The organism is Tardiphaga robiniae (assembly GCF_013359755.1).
In the GTDB taxonomy this organism is placed as follows: Bacteria; Pseudomonadota; Alphaproteobacteria; order Rhizobiales; family Xanthobacteraceae; genus Tardiphaga; species Tardiphaga robiniae.
This window is the reverse complement of the sequence record NZ_JABMCJ010000071.1, coordinates 124,703-150,311: the sequence shown is the minus strand read 5'-3', so window position 1 is coordinate 150,311 and position 25,609 is coordinate 124,703. Positions and strand designations below refer to the sequence as shown.

25 protein-coding genes are annotated in these 25,609 nt (G+C 62.6%); 14 read left to right on the top strand and 11 right to left on the bottom strand.

Annotated elements, in window-relative coordinates; translation table 11 throughout:
* The 3 genes from HP556_RS05395 to HP556_RS05385 all read left to right on the top strand — a co-directional run bounded on the left by HP556_RS05395 (position 1) and on the right by HP556_RS05385 (position 2,844).
* Positions 1-969 (top strand): branched-chain amino acid ABC transporter permease, encoded by a 969-nt coding sequence (locus HP556_RS05395; protein ID WP_175366182.1) that lies wholly within the window; start codon positions 1-3, stop codon positions 967-969.
* 199 nt (positions 970-1,168) lie between these two features.
* Positions 1,169-1,813 (top strand): DUF47 domain-containing protein, encoded by a 645-nt coding sequence (locus HP556_RS05390; protein ID WP_089264630.1) that lies wholly within the window; start codon positions 1,169-1,171, stop codon positions 1,811-1,813.
* Positions 1,814-1,827: 14 nt separating this feature from the next.
* Positions 1,828-2,844 carry an inorganic phosphate transporter gene (locus tag HP556_RS05385; RefSeq protein WP_175366181.1) on the top strand — a complete coding sequence of 339 codons (1,017 nt, stop codon included), beginning with the start codon at positions 1,828-1,830 and terminating at the stop codon, positions 2,842-2,844.
* A 6-nt stretch (positions 2,845-2,850) separates the two neighbouring features.
* Here HP556_RS05385 and sugE read toward each other — a convergent pair whose 3' ends face one another.
* Positions 2,851-3,165: a quaternary ammonium compound efflux SMR transporter SugE gene (gene sugE, locus HP556_RS05380; protein ID WP_068731015.1), complete on the bottom strand. Its 315-nt coding sequence runs from the start codon at positions 3,163-3,165 to the stop codon at positions 2,851-2,853.
* Positions 3,166-3,371: 206 nt separating this feature from the next.
* Between sugE and HP556_RS05375 the strand changes: the two genes are divergently transcribed.
* Positions 3,372-4,991, top strand: coding sequence for a peptide chain release factor 3 (locus HP556_RS05375; protein WP_175366180.1), 1,620 nt, complete (start codon positions 3,372-3,374; stop codon positions 4,989-4,991).
* Positions 4,992-5,271: 280 nt separating this feature from the next.
* Here HP556_RS05375 and HP556_RS05370 read toward each other — a convergent pair whose 3' ends face one another.
* The gene (locus HP556_RS05370) at positions 5,272-5,730 is read right to left on the bottom strand and encodes an SRPBCC family protein (protein WP_175366179.1); all 459 of its coding nucleotides are present in this window, start codon (positions 5,728-5,730) and stop codon (positions 5,272-5,274) included.
* Between the two features lie 224 nt (positions 5,731-5,954).
* On the opposite strand from HP556_RS05370, the gene HP556_RS05365 reads away from it, so the two are divergent.
* Positions 5,955-7,232, top strand: coding sequence for a GGDEF domain-containing protein (locus HP556_RS05365; protein WP_338117532.1), 1,278 nt, complete (start codon positions 5,955-5,957; stop codon positions 7,230-7,232).
* Between the two features lie 98 nt (positions 7,233-7,330).
* On the opposite strand, the gene HP556_RS05360 is transcribed toward HP556_RS05365, so the two are convergent.
* Complete coding sequence (locus tag HP556_RS05360) at positions 7,331-7,996, bottom strand: VOC family protein (protein WP_175366178.1); 666 nt, start codon at positions 7,994-7,996, stop codon at positions 7,331-7,333.
* Positions 7,997-8,191: 195 nt separating this feature from the next.
* Here HP556_RS05360 and HP556_RS05355 point away from each other — a divergent pair, with 195 nt between their 5' ends.
* Complete coding sequence (locus tag HP556_RS05355; protein ID WP_175366177.1) at positions 8,192-8,797, top strand: hypothetical protein; 606 nt, start codon at positions 8,192-8,194, stop codon at positions 8,795-8,797.
* A gap of 62 nt (positions 8,798-8,859) precedes the next feature.
* On the top strand, positions 8,860-9,237 hold the full coding sequence (locus HP556_RS05350) for a hypothetical protein (protein WP_175366176.1): 378 nt from the start codon (positions 8,860-8,862) through the stop codon (positions 9,235-9,237).
* Between the two features lie 216 nt (positions 9,238-9,453).
* Here HP556_RS05350 and HP556_RS05345 read toward each other — a convergent pair whose 3' ends face one another.
* A complete protein-coding gene (locus HP556_RS05345; protein WP_175366175.1) occupies positions 9,454-10,449 on the bottom strand; it encodes a Bug family tripartite tricarboxylate transporter substrate binding protein in 996 nt (331 codons plus the stop codon).
* A gap of 150 nt (positions 10,450-10,599) precedes the next feature.
* Between HP556_RS05345 and HP556_RS05340 the strand changes: the two genes are divergently transcribed.
* The 6 genes from HP556_RS05340 to der all read left to right on the top strand — a co-directional run bounded on the left by HP556_RS05340 (position 10,600) and on the right by der (position 15,275).
* Complete coding sequence (locus HP556_RS05340; RefSeq protein WP_175366174.1) at positions 10,600-11,184, top strand: NnrU family protein; 585 nt, start codon at positions 10,600-10,602, stop codon at positions 11,182-11,184.
* A gap of 4 nt (positions 11,185-11,188) precedes the next feature.
* Positions 11,189-12,037 (top strand): 3-methyl-2-oxobutanoate hydroxymethyltransferase, encoded by an 849-nt coding sequence (panB, locus tag HP556_RS05335; protein ID WP_120292267.1) that lies wholly within the window; start codon positions 11,189-11,191, stop codon positions 12,035-12,037.
* A gap of 88 nt (positions 12,038-12,125) precedes the next feature.
* On the top strand, positions 12,126-12,386 hold the full coding sequence (locus tag HP556_RS05330; protein WP_175366173.1) for a hypothetical protein: 261 nt from the start codon (positions 12,126-12,128) through the stop codon (positions 12,384-12,386).
* Between the two features lie 172 nt (positions 12,387-12,558).
* The gene (locus HP556_RS05325) at positions 12,559-13,212 is read left to right on the top strand and encodes a tetratricopeptide repeat protein (RefSeq protein ID WP_175366172.1); all 654 of its coding nucleotides are present in this window, start codon (positions 12,559-12,561) and stop codon (positions 13,210-13,212) included.
* A gap of 72 nt (positions 13,213-13,284) precedes the next feature.
* On the top strand, positions 13,285-13,836 hold the full coding sequence (locus HP556_RS05320) for a hypothetical protein (protein ID WP_120292273.1): 552 nt from the start codon (positions 13,285-13,287) through the stop codon (positions 13,834-13,836).
* A gap of 53 nt (positions 13,837-13,889) precedes the next feature.
* A complete protein-coding gene (gene der, locus HP556_RS05315; RefSeq protein WP_089263911.1) occupies positions 13,890-15,275 on the top strand; it encodes a ribosome biogenesis GTPase Der in 1,386 nt (461 codons plus the stop codon).
* Positions 15,276-15,338: 63 nt separating this feature from the next.
* Here der and mddA read toward each other — a convergent pair whose 3' ends face one another.
* Together mddA and HP556_RS05305 are read right to left on the bottom strand one after the other, a co-directional pair.
* Complete coding sequence (gene mddA, locus HP556_RS05310; RefSeq protein ID WP_175366171.1) at positions 15,339-16,121, bottom strand: methanethiol S-methyltransferase; 783 nt, start codon at positions 16,119-16,121, stop codon at positions 15,339-15,341.
* Positions 16,122-16,176: 55 nt separating this feature from the next.
* A complete protein-coding gene (locus HP556_RS05305; protein ID WP_175366170.1) occupies positions 16,177-16,812 on the bottom strand; it encodes a hypothetical protein in 636 nt (211 codons plus the stop codon).
* Positions 16,813-16,893: 81 nt separating this feature from the next.
* On the opposite strand from HP556_RS05305, the gene HP556_RS05300 reads away from it, so the two are divergent.
* Complete coding sequence (locus HP556_RS05300; RefSeq protein WP_158596850.1) at positions 16,894-17,934, top strand: AraC family transcriptional regulator; 1,041 nt, start codon at positions 16,894-16,896, stop codon at positions 17,932-17,934.
* A 16-nt stretch (positions 17,935-17,950) separates the two neighbouring features.
* On the opposite strand, the gene HP556_RS05295 is transcribed toward HP556_RS05300, so the two are convergent.
* From HP556_RS05295 to HP556_RS05275, 5 genes are all read right to left on the bottom strand, one after another.
* Positions 17,951-19,261 carry an HlyD family type I secretion periplasmic adaptor subunit gene (locus HP556_RS05295; protein ID WP_175366169.1) on the bottom strand — a complete coding sequence of 437 codons (1,311 nt, stop codon included), beginning with the start codon at positions 19,259-19,261 and terminating at the stop codon, positions 17,951-17,953.
* Positions 19,251-21,095, bottom strand: a complete 1,845-nt coding sequence (locus HP556_RS05290; protein WP_338117533.1) for a type I secretion system permease/ATPase — start codon at positions 21,093-21,095, stop codon at positions 19,251-19,253. The genes HP556_RS05295 and HP556_RS05290 overlap by 11 nt, the downstream gene beginning before the upstream one ends.
* 14 nt (positions 21,096-21,109) lie before the next feature.
* Positions 21,110-21,865 carry a calcium-binding protein gene (locus HP556_RS05285; protein WP_175366167.1) on the bottom strand — a complete coding sequence of 252 codons (756 nt, stop codon included), beginning with the start codon at positions 21,863-21,865 and terminating at the stop codon, positions 21,110-21,112.
* A 147-nt stretch (positions 21,866-22,012) separates the two neighbouring features.
* Entirely contained in the window at positions 22,013-22,828 is an 816-nt protein-coding gene (locus HP556_RS05280; RefSeq protein WP_175366166.1) for a hypothetical protein, read from the bottom strand.
* Between the two features lie 74 nt (positions 22,829-22,902).
* Complete coding sequence (locus HP556_RS05275; protein ID WP_175366165.1) at positions 22,903-25,476, bottom strand: TonB-dependent receptor; 2,574 nt, start codon at positions 25,474-25,476, stop codon at positions 22,903-22,905.
* Positions 25,477-25,609 lie beyond the last annotated feature (133 nt).

Genomic DNA, 25,609 nt, shown 5'->3' with positions numbered 1-25,609 from the left:
ATGACAACGATCACTGAAAACGCCATTCCGTCACCCCGCCGCACCGTCAAAGACGAGATGGTCGCCTTTGCGATCATGACCGCACTATTGCTGGTCGTGCCGCTCACTGGCGTCTATCCGTTCTTCGTGATGCAGGCGCTCTGCTTCGCGCTACTCGCCTGTGCCTTCAACCTTTTGATCGGCTATGGCGGTCTGCTGTCCTTCGGCCACGCGATGTTCCTGGGCACCGCCGGCTACTGCACGGCGCATGCGCTGAAAGTGTGGGGCCTGACGCCCGAGTTGGGCATTGTCGTTGGTGTCGCCGCCGCCGCTGCGCTCAGCGTCGTCACCGGCCTGATCGCCATTCGTCGTCAGGGCATCTACTTCGCCATGATCACGCTGGCGCTGTCGCAGCTCCTGTACTTCGTTTATCTGCAGACGCCGTTCACTCATGGTGAAGACGGTATCCAGGGCATTCCGCAGGGCACGCTGTTCGGCCTGTTCAATCTCTCGAAGCCGATCACCCTGTATTACGTGGTCCTGGCTGGCTTCACGCTGGGCTTCCTGATCATCTACCGCGCCATCAACTCGCCCTTCGGCGAGGTGCTCAAGGCGATCCGTGAGAACGAGCCGCGTGCGGTCTCGCTGGGCTACAAGACCGATCAATACAAGCTGCTGGCCTATATCCTGTCCGGCACGCTTGCGGGCTTCGCCGGCGCGCTGAAGGTGTTCGTGGCACAGAACGCCTCGCTCACCGACGTGCATTGGAGCATGTCCGGTGAAATCGTGCTGATCACGCTGGTCGGCGGCCTCGGCACGCTGTTCGGGCCGGTGGTGGGCGCCTTCGTGATCATCGCCATGCAGCAATATCTCGCTGGCTTCGGCCAGTGGGTGACGGTGATCCAGGGCGTGATCTTTGTGGTCTGCGTGCTGACCTTCCGCCGCGGCGTCATTGGCGAAATCGCGCATTACTTCAAGCGGTCGCTCTAAATCCAGGCACTGCCTCAGGAAAAGCAGGCTGTCATAAAGCGGTGGATGACCGGGTCTAAAAGGTGTGCGATTGCCCGCCTTGACCGGAAATGCTTTATGACATCCGTGTGACACAGGGCCGCCCGGCGGTGGCCCCGCGGGACCATGTCCGCCATCTGGCGGTCCGGTCGCTGCGTTTTCCTGACAGTTGGATGAGATGATGCTGCGTTGGTTCCGGTCCTTTCTGCCCCGGGAGGAAAGGTTTTTCGACCTGTTCGCCCGCCATTCAGTGACCGTGGTCGAGGGCTCCAAGGCGCTTGCGGGGATGCTGGAAGGCGGCGACGAGACGCCGGTCTACTGTCAGCGCGTCAACCAGTTCGAGAACGACGCCGACGCCATCACCCGCGAGGTGCTGACCGCCGTTCGCCGCACTTTCATCACGCCGTTCGATCGCGTCGACATCAAGAACCTCATCACGGCGATGGATGATTCCATCGACCAGATGCAGCAGACGGCGAAAGCGGTGATGCTGTTCGAGGTACGCCAGTTCGAGCCGCCAATGCGCGAGATCGGCACGCTGCTGGTGGAGTGTGCCAACCTTGTCGGTCGCGCCGTGCCGCTGATGAGCGCCATCGGCGACAATGTCGGCCTGCTCACCGCGATCACTGAGGAGGTCGGCAAGCTCGAAGGCCGCGTCGACGATCTGCACGACATCGGGCTCAAGGAGCTGTTTCTCAAGCATCGCGACGCTAACACCATGGATTTCGTGGTCGGCGCCGAGATCTACAAGCACCTTGAAAAGGTGGCCGACCGCTTCGACGACGTCGCGAACGAGATCAACAGCATCGTCATCGAACAAGTATAAGGCAGGGCCATCAGGTGGACGCCACGCTCGCCTTTCCGGTGCTGATCGGCCTCATCGCCATCGCATTGCTGTTCGACTTTCTCAACGGCTTGCATGACGCTGCCAATTCGATCGCGACGATCGTCTCGACGCGCGTGCTGCGGCCGCAATATGCGGTGCTGTGGGCGGCATTCTTCAACTTCATCGCCTTCCTGGTGTTCGGTCTGCATGTCGCCAACACCATCGGCACCGGGATCATCGAGCCCAGCGTCATCGATCCCGCGGTGATCTTCGCAGCACTCATGGGTGCCATCGTCTGGAACGTGATCACCTGGGGCCTCGGCATTCCCTCGAGCTCGTCGCATGCGCTGATCGGTGGCTTGCTCGGGGCGGGCGTCGCCAAGGCAGGTCTCTCTGCGGCCTTGTGGACCGGACTGTCCAAGGCGCTGCTGGCGATCGTGCTGTCACCGCTGGTGGGCTTCCTGCTGGCGCTGGTGTTGGTGGCCATCGTATCATGGGCGTCGGTGCGTTCGACGCCCTTCGCCGTGGACCGCGCCTTCCGCATTCTGCAATTCGTCTCGGCCTCGCTCTATTCGCTCGGCCATGGCGGCAACGACGCGCAAAAGACCATGGGCATCATCGCGGTGCTGCTGTATTCGCAGGGCCATCTCGGCACCGAATTCTCGGTGCCGTTCTGGGTCGTGCTGTCGTGTCAGGCGGCGATGGCGCTCGGCACGCTGATGGGCGGCTGGCGCATCGTCCGCACCATGGGCCTGCGCATCACCAAGCTCACGCCGATGCAGGGCTTCTGCGCGGAGACCGGTGGTGCAGCGACGCTGTTCGCGGCGACGTTCCTCGGCGTTCCCGTCTCGACCACGCACACCATCACCGGTGCGATCGTCGGCGTTGGCGCAGCCCGTCGCGTATCAGCGGTGCGCTGGAACGTGGCGAGTTCGATCGTCTATGCCTGGGTGATCACGATCCCGGCCGCGGCGATCGTCGCCGCCGCGACTTACTGGATCGTGAAGCTGCTGCATCTCAGCTTTATCTGACGCAGGTCACGACACCAGCTTCAGCCCGGCAATGCCCGCCACGATCAACCCGATACAGGTGATCCGCGCGACGGTGGCCGGGTCGCCGAACAGGTACATGCCCAGCGCTGCGGTGCCGACCGCGCCGATGCCGGTCCACACCGCATAGGCGGTTCCCATCGGCAGTTCCTTGAGGGCGAGGGCGAGCATGCCGACGGACGCGGTCATGCTGATCAGGGTCAGGACGGAGGGGACGAGGCGGGTGAAGCCTTCGGTATATTTGAGCCCGACGGCCCAGCCGACTTCAAGCAAACCCGCGATGAACAGCAACAACCAAGCCATGGAACGGCCTCCTGATGAAAGTACAGGGCCGTCCCTGCAAGCAAAGGTCTCCCTTTGCCGGATGATGATGATTTGGAGGTCGTCCTCGCAGGGGTTATATGGGACCCACACAGCCGGATCGCAACGCGGCCGATGGTCGCCACTTCGGCCAGTTTCCCGCCCAAAATCCCTTGATTGCGCCCGTTTTCCCTGCCACAGGCACGTCTATGTCCGATATCGCCCTTTCCGCCGACTCAGCCGCGCGTTCCCCGCTTGCCACTGAGGTCGCCCGCCGCCGCACTTTCGCGATCATCTCGCATCCTGACGCCGGCAAGACCACGCTGACCGAAAAGCTGCTGCTGTTCGGCGGCGCCATCAATCTGGCCGGGCAGGTCAAGGCCAAGGGCGAGCGTCGCAACACGCGTTCTGACTGGATGAAGATCGAGCGCGACCGCGGCATCTCCGTCGTCACCTCGGTGATGACCTTCGAATTCCAGGGCCACGTCTTCAACCTGCTCGACACGCCGGGCCATGAAGACTTCTCGGAAGACACCTATCGCACGCTCACCGCGGTCGACTCGGCTGTCATGGTGATCGACGCCGCGAAGGGCATCGAGGCGCGGACGCTGAAGCTGATCGAGGTTTGTCGTCTGCGCGACATCCCGATCATCACCTTCGTCAACAAGATGGACCGCGAGAGCCGCGATGTGTTCGATCTCCTGGACGAGATCGAGAAGACGCTGGCGCTCGACACCACGCCGATCAACTGGCCGGTCGGCCGCGGCCGCGATTTCATGGGCACCTATGACATCGAGACCGGCGGCATCCGCCTGTTAGAGGGCGGCGGCGCCAAGACCGGCGCGGCCGAGAAGATCGAGATTTCCGATCTGGCCGGTCGCAATCCGAATCTCGACGCCAGCGAGGTCGCCGACGAACTCGAACTGGTGAAGGAAGCCTCCAAGCCGTTCGACCTGCAGTCGTTCCGCGAAGGCCATATGACGCCGGTCTATTTCGGCAGCGCGTTGCGCAATTTCGGCGTCGGCGATCTCTTGGAAGGCCTCGGCCGTTTCGCGCCCTCGCCGCGCGCGCAGGAGTCGAACCTGCGCAAGGTCGAGGCCGACGAGCCCCGGATGTCGGCCTTCGTGTTCAAGATCCAGGCGAACATGGATCCCAACCACCGCGACCGCATCGCCTTTGCTCGCCTGTGCTCGGGTAAACTGACAAGGGGCATGAAGGCCAAGCTGGTGCGCACCGGCAAGAACATGTCGCTGTCGTCGCCGCAGTTCTTCTTCGCGCAGGACCGCGCCATCGCGGACGAGGCCTATGCCGGCGACGTGGTCGGCATTCCCAATCACGGCACGTTGCGGATCGGCGACACGCTGACCGACGGTGAGGACATCACTTTCATCGGCGTGCCCAGCTTCGCGCCGGAAATCGTGCGTCGTGTGCGTCTCGGCGATGCGATGAAGGCGAAGAAGCTGAAAGAGGCTTTGCAGCAGATGTCGGAAGAGGGCGTGGTGCAGGTGTTCCGCCCGCGCGACGGCGCGCCGGCCCTCGTCGGCGTCGTCGGCCCGCTGCAGCTCGACGTGCTGAAGGCGCGGCTGGATGCGGAATATCAGTTGCCGGTGAGTTTCGAAGTCTCGGAATTCTCGCTGGCGCGCTGGATCTCGTCCGAGGACAAGAAGAAGCTCGAAACCTTCATGTCCAACAACAATTCCGGTGTCGCGGATGACGTTGACGGCGATCCGGTATTCCTGGCGAAGAACGACTTCTATCTGAACTACACCAAGGAACGCGCCGAAGGCATCGTGTTCTCGGACATCAAGGATGTGAAGAAGCAGGGGTGAGGCGACGCGTTGGAGCTCGGCCTTTCGTAGGCCGACGCAGCTGTCTCACGAGAAGCCAGGACGATCCGCCGGGTCGCTCCGGCGGATCTCAACCTGCTAGCGGTACGCAATACATGAACCGCTTGAGAAGACCGTATCGCTGAATTCTTAAAGAAAGATTCCTGACCGCGAAGCGTGTCCGCAACTATCGTCAGTTAATGCAACAGAGAATCGGCCGCTGCCCCTACATAGTTAAGTCGTGGAATGGATATGAAGTTTGTGCGGCCTTCAGACCGCAGCCTTAGGCACGAGATTCCACGATCCTCTTGATATTCGCCAGACCCAACTCCGCTTCTTCATCGATCCGCTGAACCACTTCCGGCGTCGGCGCCTTCGGCCGCGCAGGATTACGCACAGTCCGCGTGAATTTCGTCCCGCCATCCGCCACATCGCATACATATTGCACGACGATCGGGCCGGTGACGCTCATATGCGTCAGGCCGATCCACAGACGCGGGCGTTCGCAGGCGATCACAAGCCAGTCCAGCGCGACCGGGCCCGACCGCGTCGACCAGTGTTCATGAAACGTGTCGCCGAAACGCATCGGGCGATCCTCGCAGTCGATGTCGTGCGAGGAGGGCAGCCATTGCGGCCATGATTTCGGATTGGTGACGTAATCGAACACGGCTTCGGGCGCAGCCGCGATCACGATGGAGTGGCTGCGCTCGAACGGATGCGTCGGTGTCTTGGGTGTGGTCATGGCTGGCAGTTCCTCCGCGGTCTGTTCGCGCAGTTGTGAACGGTCTTGTTCTTGATGAGTGCGCAACGGCGCTGCGTATTGTGTGGAGGCTTTGTCGGGGAAGATGGGTACGCGGGTCAAGCGTCGGGCGTGACGAACCCGGTTCCCGTCATCGACTCGCATTTGAGGCATTTCCGATCAAATTTGATAGTGTTCTCTGGCTACGAGGTACCGGTGCCCAAGCCGTGCGTCACGACGACCTGAGCCTATTGGAAAGTTTGAGCGAGATGGATGGGGTCATCGTCAGGACTACGCTCCAACTGATAACGCCGGGAATATTGTTTGTCTTCGGAGCTGCCTTCGTCTGCGCGTGGCTCGTCGAGAAGAAGCGCAACTACCTGCTCTTGCTGGCCGGCGCGTGCGTCCTGTTTGCCCTCGGTGCGATGTCGCAGATTTTGAGTTGGCCGCCCGGCGCGGGGCCCAATGCCATCGTCTCGGGCGCGCTCTACACGTCGGCGGTTATCGCCGCCGTGGAGGGCATTCTGGTACGGTCGGGGAAGGGGCTCGGTCCGGTCATCGACATGGCGATCCTTGCCGGCTTCGTTCTTCTGCTCGCCTATTTCTTTTATATCGATCGCAGTCTCATCGCCCGAGTCTACATCCAGAATTTCGGCTACGGCCTCCTGATGCTGATCGCAGCGGGGCGGCTCACCGCATTGGCGCGCGGGCCCTATGTCGATCGGGCTCTGTTCTGGGTGCTGTTGCTGTTTGGTTTGCATTTTTTTCCGCGAACCCTGCTCACGGTCGGATTTTCCGCGCCGGTCGACAGAAGCGCGTTCAGCAATTCGATGTTTTGGCAAGCACTCCAGCTTTCGCTCGCCGTGCTCGGCGCCGGCCTGGCGCTGGCCATCCTCGCCGCGGCGGTGTCCGACATGATCGACGATCTTCGCTGCGAACGCGATCTCGATCTGTTGACCGGCATCCTGAACCGGCGCGGCTTTCAAGAACGGGTATCCGCCCATCTGCGCAAACACGGACCGAGCCGTGCTGCGCTCGCTCTGTGCGACATCGACAACTTCAAGAGCATCAACGACACCCTCGGTCATGACGTCGGAGACGATGTCCTTGGGGAGGTGGGGCGCATGCTGCGCAACGCGTCGCGCAAACGCGACATTGTCGGGCGGCTGGGCGGCGAGGAATTTGCGGTGTTCCTTCCGGATACGGACGAACAGGAAGCGGTTGATTATGCCGAACGGTTGAGGATCGCGATCGAGCAGAACAGCTTTGCCGTCCCGGGTGGAGCGAGGCAGGTCACTGCGAGCTTCGGCGTGGGGACGTTGCAGCCGGGAGATAGCTGGCCGAGCCTGTACAAGCGGGTCGATGGGCGACTTTACGAAGCGAAGCGGACCGGCCGCAACCGCACGATCTCCCATGCGCTATCGAGCGCCTCCGCCGACGCGCCTGTCGCCGGATCCGGATACGCGCTCCCGCAGTTGCAGAACCAGGACAGCGTTCGCCTCTGACGTCGAGTTCGGTTCCGCAAAGATGGGTGCGCGAGTCATCCAGCTTTGCGTCAGACGATTCAGTTGTGATGTATTCCATGTGCTGTGCAGTACGGTCGCTATGTCGGTAATGACTCGCCGGTCTGCTCGCGCACGATATAGTCGGCATACCAGTCCGGCCAGTTCTCGTCATGCTGGCCGCCGCTGCGCTTCTCGTGCTCGCCATGGGCGACGGCCGCCCGCCGCAAGGCGGCTGCGAGATCCGCGGAAGAGTTGAACGTCGTGGCACTGGCATCGACACGCCCGGGCAGTCGCGCGGTGATCTCCTGAAACAGCCAGCCATTGCCGTCCGGGTCACTGAATGATGCGAAGGAGCGATAGCTGGCCCGCGCGGGATCGAGGCCATGCACCCGAAGTCGCCCGAACAAATAGGGTTCGTCCGGCCCGACATTGACATCTCCGGCGTGGAAGGCGTCGCTCACCTTGACGCCGCGGCCGAGCAGGTCTGCACGGGTAGCCTCGATATCGGAGACGATCAGATACAGGCCCTGCGCCGATCCGGGCGTCGCGGCGGTGACGTTCTTGCCGAAGATGACCGAGCAATCCGAACCCGGCGGCGTGAACTGGATCACGCGATAGTCGTCGCCGACCACGAAGTCGGCGTCGAGCCTCCAGCCGAGATTTGCGTAAAAACTCTTGGCCGTGTCGACATTCGACACGGGAATGACGACGATTTCGAGCTTCATAGTGATGGACGTATCACGATGCACCTGGGGACTGCTCATGTCGGTCTCCTGAGGTTGGGGTGTGACGACGACGTGTGGTGCCGGGCTGCGCACAGGCGCAACAATGTCTGCAATCGGTCGTTTGGCCGGCGTTCCGTTTGTTGGTCTGCTCGTGCGGTTGTGACCCATCCCGATCTTGATGACGCCACACGCCTGTATCATTTCAGGTGAGGGCGCATTTGCAAGGGTGTCCGAATGACACGGAACCTCACGTTACTGTTGATCGTCAGCGTACTGGTGGCATTCGCCGGGCAGGCGGAGGCGCGGCGGCTGCGCGCCGGCGATGCAGTGCCTTTTTCGCACAGGCCGTGCAGCGTGCTCGATGGCGAGCCGTGTACGCCGTCCACCTGCAGCGTGTTCGATCACGGGCCGTGCATTCCCGAGATCGATTATCCGATCGGGCAAAACCTGCAGGTCACGGTGCTGAGCGTGCCGCCGGGCGATCAGCAGGCTCTCTATCGCCGGCCCGATCATGATCTCGATACGATCGGCGACCTGTTCGCTGCCTTGCGGTCGTGCTGGTCGCCGCCCGCACCGGACGTTGCGCGTGCAGGCATGCAGATGTCGGTGATGTTCTCGTTCAACACGGCCGGTACGCCCATCGCGCCGCCGCGCGTGACCTTTGCCAGCAAGGATGTGCCGCAGGACACGCGCGACACCTATCTCAAGGCCATCAATGCCTCGCTCCATAGCTGCTTGCCGTTGAAACTCACCAAGGGTCTCGGTGGCGCCGTCGCCGGGCGCCCGATCATGATCCGCTATGTCGATAACCGGGAGTTGGAGAAGCAGTCCGGGAAGTAACGTGTGGCGTGAACCACTGCGCCACCCGCCGCGACGAAGGGGAAGTCACTCCGGAGGCGGCGATGTTTGGACGCAGGTTCGTATTGAGTGCGACGATTGTTGGCGCTGTCGGTGCGCTCACCGGCGGCAGCGCGCTGTTGTTCTGGCCCGAGCCCGACAACTGGACCGAGGAAGCCAAGGCCTGCGTCGGCGACAAGTATGTCGGGTTCTGGCAGGACAACGGCAAGTATTCGTTCAAGATGGATTTCGAGAACAACTGCGCCCGCAAGATCGCCTGCGGCATCGACGTCACGGTCACCAACGCCAAGGGCTCGGTGAAGGACCACGGCATGGTGATCATCCCTGCACGCGGCCAAACGCCGAGCGAGGCGAGCTACAGCATTCCGACCTCGTCGTCGTCCGGCATGGCGCAAACCGCGCGAAACTGCCGGTTCGTGTGACGGTGCTTCTTACCTCGCCCCGCATTTGCGGGGAGAGGTCGCGCGCATCTCAGCGCGCGGGTGAGGGGCCTTGTACGGTGTTAAGGCAAGCGTGGACTCGCGGGTCGGTCAGCGGAACCTGAGGGAGCGTGTTTGTGGCAGGCCTCGAGCCATGCCCCTCACCCGCCGCGAAGACGCGGCGACCTCTCCCCGTAAAGAACGGGGAGAGGTTAGACCTCAATCGATCCTGATCTTCGCGGCCTTGATCACCTCGGCCCACAGCGCTTTCTCATCGGCCATGCGCTTGCGGAGTTGATCCGGCGTGGTCGGTGACGGCGTGATGAGCTGCAGCTTCAGTTTCTCGATCACGGCCGGCTCGGCCAGCGTCTGTGTCACTTCGGCACTGATCGTCGCCACCACTTCCTTCGACAGCCCGCCCGGGCCGACCAGCGCATTCCAGGCGTCGGACTGCACGTCGATGCCGCTCTCGGTGAGTGTCGGCACGTCCGGCAGGAACGGCGAGCGCTTCGCGGTGGTGACGGCGAGGATCTTCACCGCGCCCGTCGCGAGCTGCGGCGTGACGCCGATGGCGGGCAGGCACGCGACCTGCACATCGCCGCGGATCAGCGCGGTGGTCGCCGCGGGGGACGACGGGTAGGGGATGTGCACCATATTGGCGCCGGCCTTCTGCGCGATCGCTTCCATGCAGAGCTGCGACAGTGTGCCGACGCCGATCGAGCCGTAGCCGAGGCCCTTCGGATCGGCTTTGGCCTTGGCGAGGAATTCCGCGACCGTATTGACGCCGAGGCTGGTCGGCACCGCGAGCACGCTCGGGAGCTGCGTCAGCAAAGTGATCGGCGCGATGTCGGTGTCGGGATTGTAGGGCAGCTTGGCAAACAGCAGCGTGTTGATGGCGAGCGGGCCGCCGAGCGAGATGCCGATGGTCGAACCGTCAGGCGTGGATTTGGCGATGGCATCGGTGCCGATATTGCCGGACGCACCTGGCTTATTCTCCACCACGAAATTGGTGCCGGGATGCCGCGTCTGCAGACTGTCGGCGAGTACGCGGCCGACGATGTCCGGGCTCGCACCGGCGCCGAACGGCACGATGATGCGCACCAGCTTGGGCGGCCAGACGGGCGCCTGCGCGTGCGCTGCGAAGGGCTGCGTCGCAAACAACAGCGCTGCGAGCGCAAGGCGAAAGGGGGCAGGTGTCGTGTCGTTTCGCAGCATTGCGTGCGTCCCCTGAAAAGTGATACCCGGAAACCGTCTGACCGGCGCCAAAGGCGGCTAAAATCCGCTGGCCGGGCGGGACCATAGTGGGAATTTCAGGGCGGGCAACCCATCCGGCACGCAACCGCCCGGGCGAGAGGACTGAACATCATGGGACTGATCGTGATGATCCTCGGCCTCGTGCTGTTTCTCGGCATTCACCTGTTCATCATCAGGCGCGAGGCGCGCGCGCAGTTGATCGCGCGTCTGGGCGAGAGCGTCTACAAGCTCGGCTTTGCACTGATCTCCGCTATCGGCCTCGCGCTGATCATCTGGGGCTTCGCGCAATATCGCGCGACCGGCTGGATCAATGTCTGGACGCCGCCGCTGGCGATGAAGCACATCACCGTCGCCCTGATGCTGCCGGCGGTGATCATGGTCACTGCGTCCTATATCCGCGGCCGCATCTACACCACGCTGAAACATCCGATGCTCGCCGGCATCAAGCTGTGGGCCGCCGCGCATCTGCTCGCCAATGGCGATCTCGGCTCGATCATCCTGTTCGGATCCTTCCTGGCCTGGGCGGTGATCGATCGCATCTCGATGAAACATCGCGCTGACGCCGGCGGTCCGCCGATCCCGGTGGGCGGTCCGATGAATGATGCGATTGCGGTCGCGGTCGGCGTCGTCGCCTATATCGCTTTGGGTTTCGCCTTCCATCCGGTGGTGATCGGCGTTCCAGTGTTCGGAGCTTAAGTTCATGTCAGTTCAGTCGGCCATCAAGCGCAAGACCGCACCGGATATTCTCGCGCGCAAGAACGGCGAGCCGATCGTGATGCTCACCTCGTATCATGCGCATACGGCCTCATTGGTCGATCGCTATTGCGACGTGATCCTGGTCGGCGACTCGCTCGGCAATGTGATGCATGGCTTTGAGACGACAATCCCGGTGACGCTGGAGATGATGATCCTGCAGGGTCATGCTGTGATGCGCGGTTCGAAGCAGTCGCTGGTCGTTGTCGACATGCCGTTCGGCTCCTATGAAGCTTCGAAAGAGCAGGCGTTTCATTCTGCCGCGCGCATCCTGAAAGAGACCCATTGCGGCGCCGTGAAGCTGGAAGGCGGAGCGCGCATGGCCGAGACCATCGCCTTCCTCACCGAGCGCGGCATCCCGGTGATGGCGCATATCGGCCTGACGCCGCAGTCGATCGCAGCGCTCGGTTCGTTCCGTTCGCAAGGTAAGGCCGAGGCCGAGGCACTGGCGCGGGGCGATAACGCGCCGGGTCCGATTCAGAACGATGCGATTGCTATCGCGCAAGCCGGCGCGTTCTCCGTCGTCATTGAAGCAGTCGCCGAACCACTCGCGCGAAAGATCACCGAGACGATTCCGATCCCGACCATCGGCATCGGCGCGAGCCCGGCTTGTGACGGTCAGGTGCTGGTGCTCGAAGACATGCTCGGCCTGTCGGCGCGGGTGCCGAAATTCGTCAAGCGCTACGGCAATCTTGGACCGATGATCGAGGCCGCCATCGAGGGCTACGCAACCGATGTGCGTTCGCGCGCGTTTCCGGGGCCGGAACATGTCTATGGCGGCAAGCCGAAGGGCTGACGCAGGTTTGACGCAAGACGAACGCAGGATTTCCGCAGGAATTTTGCGGCCCGGTCGGGGTTGAAATGCAGGGGCAATGCGAAGGATGTTGATGATGAAGGCCTTGAAATTCCTGAGCTTTGTCGCCGTTTTGGCGCTGCTTCCCGCGGTTTCGCACGCGGAGCCGGCCAAAAAGGAGCGGAAGCCCCATTATCGCGTCGAGGAGCCGCGTCCGGTCGCAAACCCGCTTAACGACACCCGCGGCAATGCGGCGCTGGGCGGCAACAACGCCAATTCGGCCTTCGGCGATAACAGCGCCGGGTCCAATGCCAATGGCCGCACCAGCGGCGGCGCTGGCGGCATGAACTGACGGGCCTAAAAGGCATCGGTTCGAAATTAAGCATTTCGGGATAACGCTTTGATCGCGCTGGCTTTGCCTTGCCAGCGCCATAACGCTAGGGTATCGCCGCCGCCATGCCGGAGCGTATATGCCCGGCGCCGCTCGGGGTGAGCGCGGCCCATCGGGGACAGGATACCTTTAAGTGTCTGAATTATTTAATGAAGTCGACGAAGACCTGCGTCGCGAGCAGCTCAAGAAGATCTGGGAGAAGTATTCGCTCCTGATCATCGCAGTCGCGATTCTGATCGTGGTCGGCGTCGGCGGCTGGCGTGGCTACAGCTATCTCGAGGCCAAGAAGGCCGCCGTGGCCGGTGCGGCGTTCGACCGCGCGGTCGAGCTGGCCGAGCAGAACAAGCATGCCGAGGCGGAAGCCGCCTTCACCAAGCTCGCTGCCGAGGCGCCGTCCGGCTACCGCACGCTGGCGCGTCTGCGCGCCGCTGCCGAGGCTGCTTCGCGCGACCCGCAAGCCGCCGTGAAGCTCTATGACGACATCATCGCCGACCGCACCGTTCCAGCACCCGAGCAGGATTTGGCGCGCATCCGCGCCGGCAGCCTGTTGCTGGAGACCACGGCCTATGAGGCGATGCAGACCCGCCTGGAGCCGGCGACGACCAATACCAGCACCTATCGCCATTCGGCGCGCGAGCTGCTGGCGCTGTCGGCATGGAAGGCCAACAACGCCGTGGCGACGCGGCAGTGGCTGGACATGATGTCCAACGATGCGGAGACGCCGGCGAGCCTGCGGACCCGTGCCGAAGCACTGCAGGCGCTGCTGCCGCCCGCGGCGAAAAGCTGAGCAAGACAAGAGCCGAATTAAAGCTGACCTGAAGCCGATCGTTCAGATCACGAGTTGAGTGAGAAGTCGTCCATGCGCCCGATGCAACGCCTCGTTTCCGCCGCCGTCCTGATCGCGCTGTCCAGCGCGCTCTCGGGCTGCGGCAGCATGACTGGCTGGGATCCGTCCGACATGCTCGACTTCCTGGACACCAAGAAGAAGCTGCCCGGCGACCGCAAGCCGGTGTTCCCCGACGGCGTCCCCGGTCTTGAGCAGGGCGTGCCGCGCGATCTCTACAAGGAGAATGTCGAGCGCCAGCGCGCGCAGGAGGCTGCGCCCGTCGCAGCCGCCCCACTGCAGCCGCCGCCGGGCGCGCCGGAGCCGAAGGGCCGCAAGGCGAAGAGCCGTGGCTCTGTTCAGGTCGGCACCGTCCGTCAGGACGGCGCAGCGCCCGCCGATCCCGATGCCGCGCCGACAGAGGAAGGCAGCACGGCTGCCGCACCGCCTCCGCCGCAAGGCAAGAAAGTCGCCCGCCGCCGCAGCACCACCGCGCCGCCGCCGGATGAGCCGGCAGCAGCCGCGCCGGCCCAGCAGGCCACCACACCATTCCCGGCACCAGTGCCGTCGGGTAGTTTCTCGCGCTGAGTTCGCGCGCCCTCTCATTGACAGGCTGTCCGTAAAGGGCGCACGGATCACCTATGTCTTATACCATTGCCATCATCGGCCGACCCAATGTCGGCAAGTCCACGCTGTTCAACCGTCTGGTCGGGCAGAAGCTTGCGCTGGTCGATGACACCCCGGGCGTCACCCGCGACCGCCGCGAGGGCGAGGGCAAGCTTGGCGATCTCGAATTCACTTTGGTGGACACCGCCGGTCTCGATGAAGGCCCGAAGGGCTCGCTGACCGCACGCATGCAGGAACAGACCGAGACGGCGATTGCGCTGGCCGATGCGCTGTTCTTCGTCATCGATGCGCGCATGGGCTTGACGCCGAACGACCGCGCCTTCGCGGATTTCGCACGCCGCGCCAACAAGCCGGTGCTGCTGCTCGCCAACAAGAGCGAGGGCAAGCACGGCGAAGTCGGCGCGATGGAATCCTATGCCCTGGGCCTCGGTGATCCCATCCAGGTCTCCGCCGAACACGGCGAAGGCCTCGGCGAGCTCTATGACGCGCTGCGCGTGCTGATGCCGGAGCCGGTCGAAGAGCCGGAAGAATTCGACGACGACGACGTCATCATTCCCGAAGAAGAGATCGAGACGCGGCCGATCCGCGTCGCCATCGTCGGGCGCCCCAATGCCGGCAAATCGACCACCATCAACTATCTGCTCGGCGAAGAGCGCCTGCTGACCTCGCCGGAAGCCGGCACCACACGCGACAGCATTTCGGTCGAGCTCAACTACAAGGGCCGCGACTTCCGCATCTTCGATACCGCGGGTCTACGCCGCCGTTCGCGCATCGAGGAGAAGCTGGAGAAGCTCTCCGTCGCCGATACGCTGCGCGCGGTGCGTTTCGCCGAAGTCGTCGTGCTGATGATGGACTCGCAGAACAAGTTCGAGGAACAGGATCTGCGCATCGCCGATCTGGTCGAGCGTGAGGGACGCGCGCTGGTGCTTGCGGTCAACAAATGGGATCTGGTCGAGAAGCAGGGCGGCCAGATTGGCGCGCTGCGCACCGATGCCGATCACTTGTTGCCGCAGATCAGGGGGGTGCCGGTCGTAGCGATCTCCGGGCTGATGGGAGAGGGTGTAGAACGGCTGATGAAGGCGATACAGGATGCCTACGCGGTCTGGAATCGCCGTATTCCCACCGCAGGCCTCAATCGCTGGTTCGAGGATGCGATCGACAAGAATCCGCCGCCGTCGGTATCGGGTCGCCGGCTGAAACTAAACTACGTCACCCAGAACAAGGCGCGGCCGCCAAGCTTCGTGGTGTTCTGCTCGCGCGCCGATGCGGTGCCGACGAGCTATCTGCGCTATCTCACCAATACGCTGCGCGAAGCCTTCGACCTGCCGGGCACGCCGATCCGCATCACGTTGCGCGAGAAGGCGAACCCGTTCGCGCACAAGCGCAAGCGGCCGAACTGATCGACCAGCAGGAAAAAAACGCCGGATCGCGGTGCACGCGATCCGGCGTTTTTATTTTGTGTCCTATCGCTCGCCGGTGAGTCCGAACGGATTGGCGTGCCTCTGCGTCGGCGGACGCTCTGATTTGCGCCACGGCAGGATCATCGACACCCGATCGCGGTAGCGGCGATAGTCATCGCCGAACAGCTCGACCAGATCGCGCTCTTCCAGAAAGATCCCGACGAAGATGTAGGCGGTGGTGACGGCCGCAAACAACAGATGTCCGACCGTCATGAGCGGCGTCGCCCAGAAGGCGATGATGAAGCCGAGATAGATCGGGTGGCGCACAAAGTTGTAGTAGAGCGGCGTGCGAAACGCCGGCGCAGACGGCTTCTGGTCAGACAGATTCTGCACTACCTGCTGCACGCCGAACAACTCGAAATGGTTGATCAGGAACGTGCTGGTGAAGACGAGGACCCATCCGAACAGGGAAAGCCCTGTCATCGTCATGGCCAATTGTGGATTGTTGATCTGCCAGACGACCGCCGGCATTGGGCGCCACTGCCAGAACAGCAGCAGAAGGCTCAGGCTCGCGAACAGCACATAGGTGCTGCGCTCGACCGAAGCCGGGACATATTGCGTCCACCACTGCTTGAACGACTTCCGCGCCATGACGCTGTGCTGGATTGCAAACAGCGACATCAGAGCGAGATTGACGAGCACAGCTTCCAGCCACGGAACCTGCGTTCCGGTGTTGATGTCTTTTGGTACCATCATTCCGTCGACGAAACCGATGGCATAGAGGATCGTGATGAAGAAGATCGCGTAGGACGCGAGCCCGTAGAGGAGTGCAATGATGCGGGTCATGGAACTATCCTTTGCTGGTTGTCTTTGTCGATTTGAACCAAGCGTAAGCGTTGTCTCAGTTGGCCCGTCCGGGAGGACCCGCGCGCGCTTCGGGTTGCTTGGCGCGCGGCTTCCCGGGGAGAAGGGATGCCTCGGCCACGCGCACGATCGGCCGCATGATCGGCGCTAACGGAATGGCATCGGGCTGCAGCCGACAACGCGCGGGGTGATCACGGCGGATTTGTGCCGCATTGTGATCGGGCAGGCTGCCGGAGCAGGCACTCAGGGCGCCGACGGCGACGAGCACGCCAGCTGTAAGTATCCGAATGCGGAAGCTCACCATTTGTCGGATCGCACGCATGATGGTTTCCCGGTGCAGCGTATCGATCTGCGCGCGATGGCTGTCGAAAGCGATCGATTCATCTGCGAGATTTTGAGTCGGGTCCGGTTGGGGCAGCGGCACTTGACCCGACTCAAGAGCGGTATCGACGTCTTGCACATCGCGCTGCACATGCTTGCTACCAAAGAAGCGGTGCGGGTCGGTTTGAAGCGGACTCTCGAGGAACTCGGCCACCGCGGCGCGTGATAATCCTGCCTTGGATAGCGAGTTGTCGTCGATGCTGATCAGCCGCGCAATGGCGCGCCGCATCAACAGTGCTGCAATCAACCGGAAGCTACGATCGGCGGCTTTGGACAGCCGTTTCTTGATCATCATCGTCTCCATCGGATACAATGCGCCACATGCCGCGCATGGTTGGGGCTGCGGACGATGATCGGAGGTTCAGGACCTCGCATGATCGAGACACCGCCATCATTTGCAGCGACGCCGGATATTGATCGCGGTGGGGATTTGCTCGCAGATATGCTGCGGTCGATCCGGCTCAGCGGATCGGTATTTCTGAACGCCAGCCTGACCGAGCCCTTCGGCCTCATTAGCCCGAAACATTTCGACGAACGCACTCCGATGGCGCATTTGCGCCATGTGAGCATTTTTCATTTGATCGCGGCGGGCGAATGCACCGTCGAACTCGCCAGTGGCGAGCGAGGCACCATTGCTGCGGGCGACGTTCTGCTGATGCCGTTCGCCGACACGCACAGGTTCTACAGCGGCGACGGCGCGGAGTTGTGTTCCGCGATGGAACTGGTGCGGGCCGGTCCACTATCCGGCATGTGGACGATCGAGCATGGCGGCGGAGGGCGGGAGACCCGCATGGTCTGCGGCTTCATCGAATCGTCGGAGTTGCTGCATTCTCCGGTCTTTCGGACCCTGCCGCCGATGCTCATCGATCGCGCCGGCGACGACAAGGTGAGCGCGATTCTCGCCACGACGGTGCGCGAAATTCTCTCACTGACCGAAGATGCGACGCCCGGCAGTGAGATCATGCTCGGCCGGCTAATGGAGCTGCTATTCGTCGAGGTGCTGCGTCGCTACGCTGCGGGATTGCCGCCCAGCGCGCATGGCTGGTTCGCAGCACTGAACGATCCCGTGCTCGGACGTGCGATGTGGCATGTCCACGGAAATCCCGGTCATCGCTGGACGGTTGACGATCTGGCCCGCGAATGCGGCACGTCGCGCACGGTGCTCGCCGAGCGCTTCAACGAGGTGTTGGGCCAAGCTCCGATCGAATATGTCACCAGCTGGCGGATGCAGTTGGCAGCGGAGCGCATGCGAACGGGTGGCGACAGTCTTGCTGTCATCGCCAGCGATGTCGGCTACGACTCCGAGGCGGCCTTCAATCGCGCCTTCAAGCGCGTGACCGGAATAGCGCCGGGTCGCTGGCGTGACGGCGCGAAGTCGGCGAAGCCATATCCCAGCCCCATGCGCAGAGGCTGACCTCGACTTGAACCAGCTACTCCTCACGAAATGATCGTGCGATCTGGTCGCCGATGGGCTTGACCAGAAAAGACAGGACCGTGCGCTCGCCGGTCTGAATGAAGGCTTCCGCAGGCATTCCGGGAACGAGGGCGAGTTTGCCGAGGCGCGCCAGTTGCTGCGGCGGGATGGTGATCCGCACGATGTAATGGGAAAGCCCGGACTTCTGATCCAGGGTCAGGTCGGCGGCGATGCGGCTGACACTGCCGTTCAGTTCGGGCGTGGTGCGCTGGTTGAAGGCGGACATACGCAGCACGGCTGGCTGACCGAGCCGTATCTGGTCGATGTCCTGCGGGTTGATTTGTACTTCAAGTGCCAGTCTGTCGCTGTCGGGCACGATCAGCATGACGGTGTCGGCTGGCGAAATCACACCGCCAACGGTGTGCACCGCGAGCTCGTGGACCAGTCCGCTTTGCGGAGCGATAATATCGATCCGCTTGAGCTGATCTTCTGCAGTCACCTTCCGTTCGACATATTCGGCCGTCTGGCCCTCGATGTCGCGCAGGCTGCTGGCGACTTCGCTGCGGAGGTCCTGGTCGACCTGAATCATCTGCAACTGTGTTTCGGAAATCTTGCCGCCGGATTGCGCCTGGGCTTCGACGAGCCGGCCGCGTTCGCCGTCGAGGTTTGCCGCTTCGCGTTCCAGTGCCATCATCCGCTGAATGGGTACCAGCCCTTTCTCCCAGAGTTCGCGCACGCCTGTCAGCTCGCGTTGGATCAGGCCGATGCCGCGAATTTTCGCTTCTTCCTGAGCCACGAGGCCGCGCACTTCCTTGCCGTATTGAAGGGCGCGTTCGCGAAGCTGTGCCTTCTGGCCGAGGCGGGCGTCGCGGCGCAGTTCGAACAGTTTGCTTTCGCCTGCCATGAGCAGTGCGATCTCCGGATCGGCGGCGCGCGATCTGATTTCGTCGGGAAAGGCGATGACGCCAGCCTCGTCGCGCTCGGCACGGAGTCGCGCCCGTCGCACCGCGAATTCGTCGAGCCGCTTGGTGACGATGGCGAGATTGGCGCGCGTCTGCGTCGCGTCGAGGCGCATCACAATGTCGCCGGCGGTGACGCGTTGTCCTTCGCGGACCAGAATTTCACCGACCACGCCGCCGGTCGGGTGCTGGACCTTCTTGACGTTGGTATCCACGACGAAGTGTCCTGCGGCGACGACCGCGCCGGCCAGATTGGTCGCCGCAGCCCATCCGCCGATGCCGCCAACCAGCACAATACCCGCCAGCGTCGCGATGCCGAGGTGGCGCAGGATCGAGTGGGAGACCGCCGAGACGTTCCTATCGGGCATCGCGATCTTCCATATCGTCGTGAGGATGTGTGCTCATTCCCGACTTGTCGGCGGGATTAGCGATCACCCGCAGCGGCGCCAGAGACCGCGCGGTGGCCGCATGGCCGGTCGTCGTGCCGCTGCCGTGTGCTGCAGGGGCGGGAGCCTTCAGCGCTTTGCTGAGGACGTCCGCGCGCGGACCGAATGCCTTGGCGCGACCGCCTTCCATCACCAGGACGAGGTCGACGGCGCCGATCGCACTCGGACGATGTGCGATGACGATGGCAATGCCCTTGCGCTCGCGGATGGCGGCGATGGCGCGGATGACCGCCGCTTCGCCCTCGACGTCGAGATTGGCATTGGGCTCGTCGAGCACGACCAGGAACGGATCGCCATAAAGCGCGCGTGCCAGCCCGATGCGCTGGCGCTGGCCGGCGGACAGGGCTGAGCCGGCTTCGCCGATCCGCGTCTGGTAGCCATTTTCCAGCCGCAGGATGAGATCGTGCACGCCGGCAGCTTTGGCCGCGGCGACGATGGCCTCGGAGACCGGGTCATCTTCGAAGCGGGAGATATTCTCGGCAATGGTGCCATCGAACAGTTCGACGCCCTGCGGCAGATAACCGATATCGCGACCGAGCATTTCGCGGTCCCACTGGTCGAAGCTCGCGCCGTCGATGCGCACCTTGCCGTTGGCCGGTCGCCAAGCGCCGACCAGCGCGCGTGCCAGTGTGGACTTGCCGCTGCCACTATGGCCGATGATGCCAAGAGCGTTTCCGGCGGAGACGGTAAAGCTCAGTCCCGTGACCGTCGGCCGTTTCTCTCCGGGCGGCGCGATGGTCATCGCCTCGACGCGCAGATCGATATGGGCGCGTGGCAACGCCATCGCCTTGGCGGCTTCCGGCATGCGCGTCAGCAATTCATCGAGCCGTGCCCAGCTCTGCCGCGCCATCAGGAACGGCTTCCATGTCGAGATGGCCAGATCCACGGGGGCGAGCGCGCGGCCCATCATGATCGAACTCGCCACCATCACGCCGGCGCTGGCTTCCTGCCTGATCACGAGATAGGCGCCGACACCGAGCATGGTCGACTGCAGCAGCGCGCGCAGCGCGCGGGCTACGCCACCGAGGCCTCCTGCCACATCGCCAGCCCGTCGATTGGCCGCCAGATAATCCGAGTTTGTGCGATGCCAGCGCGCGGCCATCCGGCCGCCGAGGCCCATCGCGCGCACCACTTCGGCGTTGCGACGGCTGGCCTCCATCAGGGCGTTGCGAAACATGCCGTGTTGCACGGTCTCGCGGGCGGGTCCCCTGGAGCGGGCATTGGTGAGAAGGGTGAGGGATACGAGGATGACGGCACCGGCGATGGCCGTGATGCCGATCCAGAAGTGAAACACGAAACAGATGGCGAGGTAGAACGGCATCCACGGCAGGTCGAAGAAGGCGGTCGGGCCAGGGCCGGACAGGAAGCCGCGCACATTGTCGAGATCGCGCAACGGCTGCAAGCCATCGCCGGGCAAAGGCATCTCAAGCGGCAGACCGACAACGGCATCATGCACGCGGCCGGACAACTGATGATCAAAGCGCTCGCCGATGCGCAGCAGAATGCGCGATCGAATGATGTCGAAAAGGGACTGAAAAGCGTAGAGCGCGGCCGCCAGCACACCGAGGCCGATCAGCGTCGAAACGCTGCGGCTGGTCAGCACACGGTCATAGACCTGCAGCATGAACAGCGGCGCAGTCAGCGCGAGCACGTTCACGATGCCGCTGATCACGGCGATCCCCGCGATGGCGGGCTTGAGTGGCGAGATGGCCGCCGCGGCCAATGGCTGCGGCGGACTTCGCTGCGGAGCTTTCACCACGACAGCTCTGCTCAGACGGTGAAGTGGCCGTCCAGGATCAGACCAAGCATGTCTGTCCCGACATAGCCATCGAGCTGGATCGAGTTGGCGCCATCGGTGATGGTGAGCACGTTGCTCTGATCCCACCAGTTGCTGTGGTTGAAGAACAGATCGACATAGTTCGAGATGTTGGTTACGCCCTGCAGGTCGAGGACGTCGAAATCGCCGGTGGCCGCGTGAAAATCCAGCACGACGTCATTGGCCCACCCGTCGGCGAAAACGAGCGTATCGTTGCCAAGACCGCCAGTGAAGCTGTCATTGCCACCGAAGCTCAGCATGACATCGTCGCCGGCCGTGCCGGTCTGGATGGTGCCCTGTTCGGCAAAGTAGCCGTAAAGGCCGTTCAGGCTGCCATTCTGCGACAGATCGGTGATCGCGGCATCGAAGGCCGACGTCAGCGTTGCGCCGCTGAATCCGATCGACAGACCGGGATCCTGGACCCACAGGTCGGTCGATGAGACATAAGCCAGATTGCTACCGAGTGTCAGGTTGGTGACCGTGCCATCGACGATGCCCGGCGTATAGGAGAAGTCATCGCCGCTCACGATGATGGACGATTTGTCATTGTCGACGCCGCCGACGATGCGTGTGCCGGCATACCATTGGTCGGTGGTGTTCTTCACGGCGTTGAAATTTCCGGTGCCGCGATATTCGAAATTGTCGATCCAGTTGTCCAGATAAGCGGGCAGGTTGCTGCTTGCTTCGCTGTAGGTGATGGTCAGTGCCATTGTCGTTCCTCAGGATTTGGGTTGTCGGGACGTCGTGATCCGGCAGCGCGTCGTGATCAGCCTGCGGGTGATCCCGATGCAAGGAGCTGACGCGACATCGGCGTCGCGTCAGCAGGTCGCGTGGCCGCCAGTTCGCAGCGAAGCCTGTTAGACGAAGGCGATATCGCTCCAGTCCAGCGTGCCAGATCCAGTGAAGTTCACTGTGATGGTGCTGGTCAGCCCGTTCGTCGCGTCGGCATAGGTGATGACATTGCCGGACAGGCTGCCGCCGGCGCTCTGGAATGCCGTGGCATTGGCCCAACCGAAGCCGGAGAGCTGGATCTGGTCGGCTCCGTCGAAGAAGTCCGTGATGACGTCGTCGCCCCAGCCCTGTGCTGCTGTACCTGCGGCAGTATCGTAGTAATTCGCGTTCCAGAGGAACGTATCGACCAGCACAGCTCCATTGCCGGTCAGAACGTCGTCGCCGGCGAAACTGACAAGGACGTCATCGTTTGTCGTGCCGGTCTGGTTCGTTCCCTGTTCGGCAAAATAGTCGGTCAGACCAGCGAATGACTGACCGAAGAACGTCCCGCCATCGACCTGCCCGCCATGCGACAGCGAATAGATCGCCTGATTGAAGGTGGTGGTGACGGGCATGTAGCCACTGCTATTGGTGATGATCAGTTCCTGATCTTGCACCCACAGATCCGTGGCCGGCACATATTCAAGATTATGGCCGAGTGTGAGCGATTCCACATCGCCGTTGAATGTACCGGGCGAATAGCTGTAGTCATGGATGTTCATGATGACGGAAGGCAGGTTATTGTCGGTTCCTTCGGTATCGACACCGGCCGACCACTGATCCTGGCCGGTGAACGAGGTGGAGAACCAGCCGTTTCCATTGTAGGTGAAGTTGGCGTCATACGACGCCAGATATGTTGCGAGGTCGCTGCTTGCTGCCGTAAGCTGAAGATTGAGTGCCATTCTCGAAACCCTTCTCTGCTTGTTTTACCCGCCTTGTGGCGGGCCTCCATCCACGCCAATGGGGCGGGGAATTCCTAGAACTTGTAGTTCAGCGACACCGTCGCGGTACGGCCCGGCGCGGCGTAGAAATTGGCGCCGACCGCCGGCGCATAAGCGAGATCGGTGACGTTGTTCACCGCAAAGCGCAGCTTGGTCGCCTCGTCGAAGGCATAGGATCCGTAGATGTCGTAGACGCGGTAGCCCGGCATTTCGTAGCCACTGCGCAGCGAGCCCAGGGCAGGGACGGTCTTCGAGACGTCGACGATGCGCGTGCCCAGCGTCAGCTTCTCGTCGAACAGACGGATGCCGGCATCGAGTGTCACGCGCAGTTTCGGCTGCTCGAAGATGACAGGGGCGCCGAGGCCGCTGTTGATCGGCATGTCCCGCCCTGTCGGGCTGGTGAAACTGTCGGCGAAATCCGTGTCGATGCGCGTGACGGTGCCACCAATATAGAGGAAGCGCGCGTCGTAATTGGCCTCGACCTCGACGCCCTTCATTCGGGTGACGCCGTTGAGATTGACGTACGAGGTGTATTGTTGGGCGTTGTTCGCATTCTCGATTCGACCGAAGCTGATATAGTCGGTGATCTCACGATAGAAGCCGACGGCCTTGAAGCGGACGGTGTCGCGCTCGGTCAGGATGCCGTTGGCCAGAACATTGAATCCGGCCTCGTAGGTGTCGCCGCGTTCCGGACGCAGGAACGGGTTCGGGGCGTAGCCATTGATCTCATTTGCATCGTGGCCGCCGTTCAGGAATGATTCCATGATCGTTGGCGGCCGATAGCTCTTGGAATATTTTACGAAGGGCTGCAGCCAATCGACTGGTTGAAACGCGACCGTGAAATTCGGGAGCCAGGCCCCGCCCGATTTATCGACATCGAGATTGTACGGCCTATAAACGGTGCCAACGATGGGCACATATGTCGGTGGGACGGCTGCGCCGCAGCCGCGCGCATTGCAGATGGCCGGTCTTCCGGGATTGGTCATCCGTTGCCCGACGATCTCCTGGCTTTCGCCGTAGATCGTCGCGTTGCCCGCGACATGATACCAGTCGTAACGCACGCCGCCGATCAGGGTCACCCATTCCGCCGGCTTGAGTGTCGCGGTGCCGAAACCGCTGGCGACGTCGCGGTTTCCGCTCGGCGTGCCGCCGGTCAGCGTGCTCGAATAGTCGACACCGTTGCCGGCGACAAAACCGCGCTGCAGCGTCGTCTTGCCGGTGTCGCTGAACGCTTCCACGCCGTAATTGAGTGCCAGTGCACCGATGCCTGTCGCGAAACGGCTGGTGTTCTCGACGCTTCCGCCTAGTGTTGAGAACACGAAATTCGATGGCCCGGTCAGTGCAAACGCGCCATCGGAAACCGTGTCGTTCTTGAGGTGGTTGTAATAGAGCTTGGCTTTCAGATCGACGATGTCATTGCCCGGATTCCAGTCGACCGCGGACGTGAACGTGTCGTTGGCGACTTGCTCGCTGGACTTCAGGATTCCGCCGCGTGCGATCGTGTCATCGTAGTTTCCGGTATTGTACCGGGAGTCGTTATGCAGCCAGCCGATCGTGATCTTCACGTCCTCGGTCGTTAGCGCCTCGGCCTTGAGGATCGTCGAGAATACCTCCTGGCCGGAGAACAGGAAGACATTGCCGTCATAGGCCTTCATGCCATCGCCGATGGTACCGTTCTGGCCGATATCGTAGGCGCCGATGTTCTTGTAGCTGACGCCGCCGAGCACCGAGAAGCGTTCCGACACGCGGACGGCTGCTGCCGTCGAGCCATCGAAATTATAGGCGTTGGTACCCGTGGTGGCATTCACCACGCCGCCATACTGATTGCCGGGCTTGATCAAATCGTCGGCGATGAAGGTGCGAAAATTGACCAGGCCGCCAAGCGCACCGGCGCTGCCGACGCCCGACGTCGTACTTTTCTCCACGTCGATCTGGCGCAGGAAGGCCGTATCGACATAGGTCCGCTGCGTCGCACCGTGGCCGCCGCGCTGGAAATTCTGCCGCGCTCCGTCGATCATGGTGGCAATGCGGTCCTGGTCCTGCAGGCCGCGGATATTGACGCTGATGCCAGGGTTCTGCGCCGCCGAGCGGTTGGCATAGACGCCCGCGACATTGTCGAGCAGATCGCGTGCGTTGCGTGTCGGGCTGCTCTCGATCGCTTCGCGTGAGATCACGCTGACGGCTGCGGGTCGCTGGTAGACCCAGTCCGGCGTTCCCTGATAGCCGGAGCCCGTCGTATTATCGCTCCTGGCCGCATCGACGACGATCGTATCGAGCTGGACGCCGTCGCCGGAAGGGACGGGGCCCGCGCGGCTCTGCGACGGATCGATCAGCAGCGCGGCTTTCGGGCCGGTGATGCGATACGTAATTCCCGTGCCGGCCAGCAGTTGTCCCAGCGCTTGCGCTACCGTGTAATTGCCGTTCAACGGTTGGCTGCGGATGTCTGGCGCGAGCTGGATCGTGTAGAGGATGCGCCATCCGCTGCTGGCGCCGAGGTCGGCAATTGCGGCTGCAAGAGGTTTGGCGGAAATGTTGAGCGGGTAGGTCGTGGAAGCGGTCGCTGTTGCTTCGACATTGTTTTGGCCAAAGGCCGGTATTGTCGTGATCAACGGCAATATGCCGATCAGCCCGCCCGCCACATGGCGAGCGACGCCCCGTCTACCCCCGAACCGCATTACGCCCGAACTCCGTTGTCTCGTTGTTTGCTGTGCGCCGCCCCAGCGCCGCGAAGAGCTTCTGCTC

Excerpts from the sequence above, each read along its gene's own strand:
- HP556_RS05340 (WP_175366174.1), top strand. The coding sequence starts at position 10,600 with ATGGGACTGATCGTGATGATCCTCGGCCTCGTGCTGTTTCTCGGCATT.
- HP556_RS05375 (WP_175366180.1), top strand. The coding sequence starts at position 3,372 with ATGTCCGATATCGCCCTTTCCGCCGACTCAGCCGCGCGTTCCCCGCTT.
- HP556_RS05355 (WP_175366177.1), top strand. The coding sequence starts at position 8,192 with ATGACACGGAACCTCACGTTACTGTTGATCGTCAGCGTACTGGTGGCA.
- der (WP_089263911.1), top strand. The coding sequence starts at position 13,890 with ATGTCTTATACCATTGCCATCATCGGCCGACCCAATGTCGGCAAGTCC.
- HP556_RS05305 (WP_175366170.1), bottom strand. The coding sequence starts at position 16,812 with ATGATCAAGAAACGGCTGTCCAAAGCCGCCGATCGTAGCTTCCGGTTG.
- HP556_RS05295 (WP_175366169.1), bottom strand. The coding sequence starts at position 19,261 with ATGCCCGATAGGAACGTCTCGGCGGTCTCCCACTCGATCCTGCGCCAC.
- HP556_RS05280 (WP_175366166.1), bottom strand. The coding sequence starts at position 22,828 with ATGGCACTCAATCTTCAGCTTACGGCAGCAAGCAGCGACCTCGCAACA.
- HP556_RS05345 (WP_175366175.1), bottom strand. The coding sequence starts at position 10,449 with ATGCTGCGAAACGACACGACACCTGCCCCCTTTCGCCTTGCGCTCGCA.
- HP556_RS05320 (WP_120292273.1), top strand. The coding sequence starts at position 13,285 with ATGCGCCCGATGCAACGCCTCGTTTCCGCCGCCGTCCTGATCGCGCTG.
- HP556_RS05350 (WP_175366176.1), top strand. The coding sequence starts at position 8,860 with ATGTTTGGACGCAGGTTCGTATTGAGTGCGACGATTGTTGGCGCTGTC.
- mddA (WP_175366171.1), bottom strand. The coding sequence starts at position 16,121 with ATGACCCGCATCATTGCACTCCTCTACGGGCTCGCGTCCTACGCGATC.
- HP556_RS05300 (WP_158596850.1), top strand. The coding sequence starts at position 16,894 with ATGATCGAGACACCGCCATCATTTGCAGCGACGCCGGATATTGATCGC.
- HP556_RS05360 (WP_175366178.1), bottom strand. The coding sequence starts at position 7,996 with ATGAGCAGTCCCCAGGTGCATCGTGATACGTCCATCACTATGAAGCTC.
- sugE (WP_068731015.1), bottom strand. The coding sequence starts at position 3,165 with ATGGCTTGGTTGTTGCTGTTCATCGCGGGTTTGCTTGAAGTCGGCTGG.
- HP556_RS05395 (WP_175366182.1), top strand. The coding sequence starts at position 1 with ATGACAACGATCACTGAAAACGCCATTCCGTCACCCCGCCGCACCGTC.
- HP556_RS05390 (WP_089264630.1), top strand. The coding sequence starts at position 1,169 with ATGCTGCGTTGGTTCCGGTCCTTTCTGCCCCGGGAGGAAAGGTTTTTC.
- HP556_RS05370 (WP_175366179.1), bottom strand. The coding sequence starts at position 5,730 with ATGACCACACCCAAGACACCGACGCATCCGTTCGAGCGCAGCCACTCC.
- HP556_RS05285 (WP_175366167.1), bottom strand. The coding sequence starts at position 21,865 with ATGGCACTGACCATCACCTACAGCGAAGCAAGCAGCAACCTGCCCGCT.
- panB (WP_120292267.1), top strand. The coding sequence starts at position 11,189 with ATGTCAGTTCAGTCGGCCATCAAGCGCAAGACCGCACCGGATATTCTC.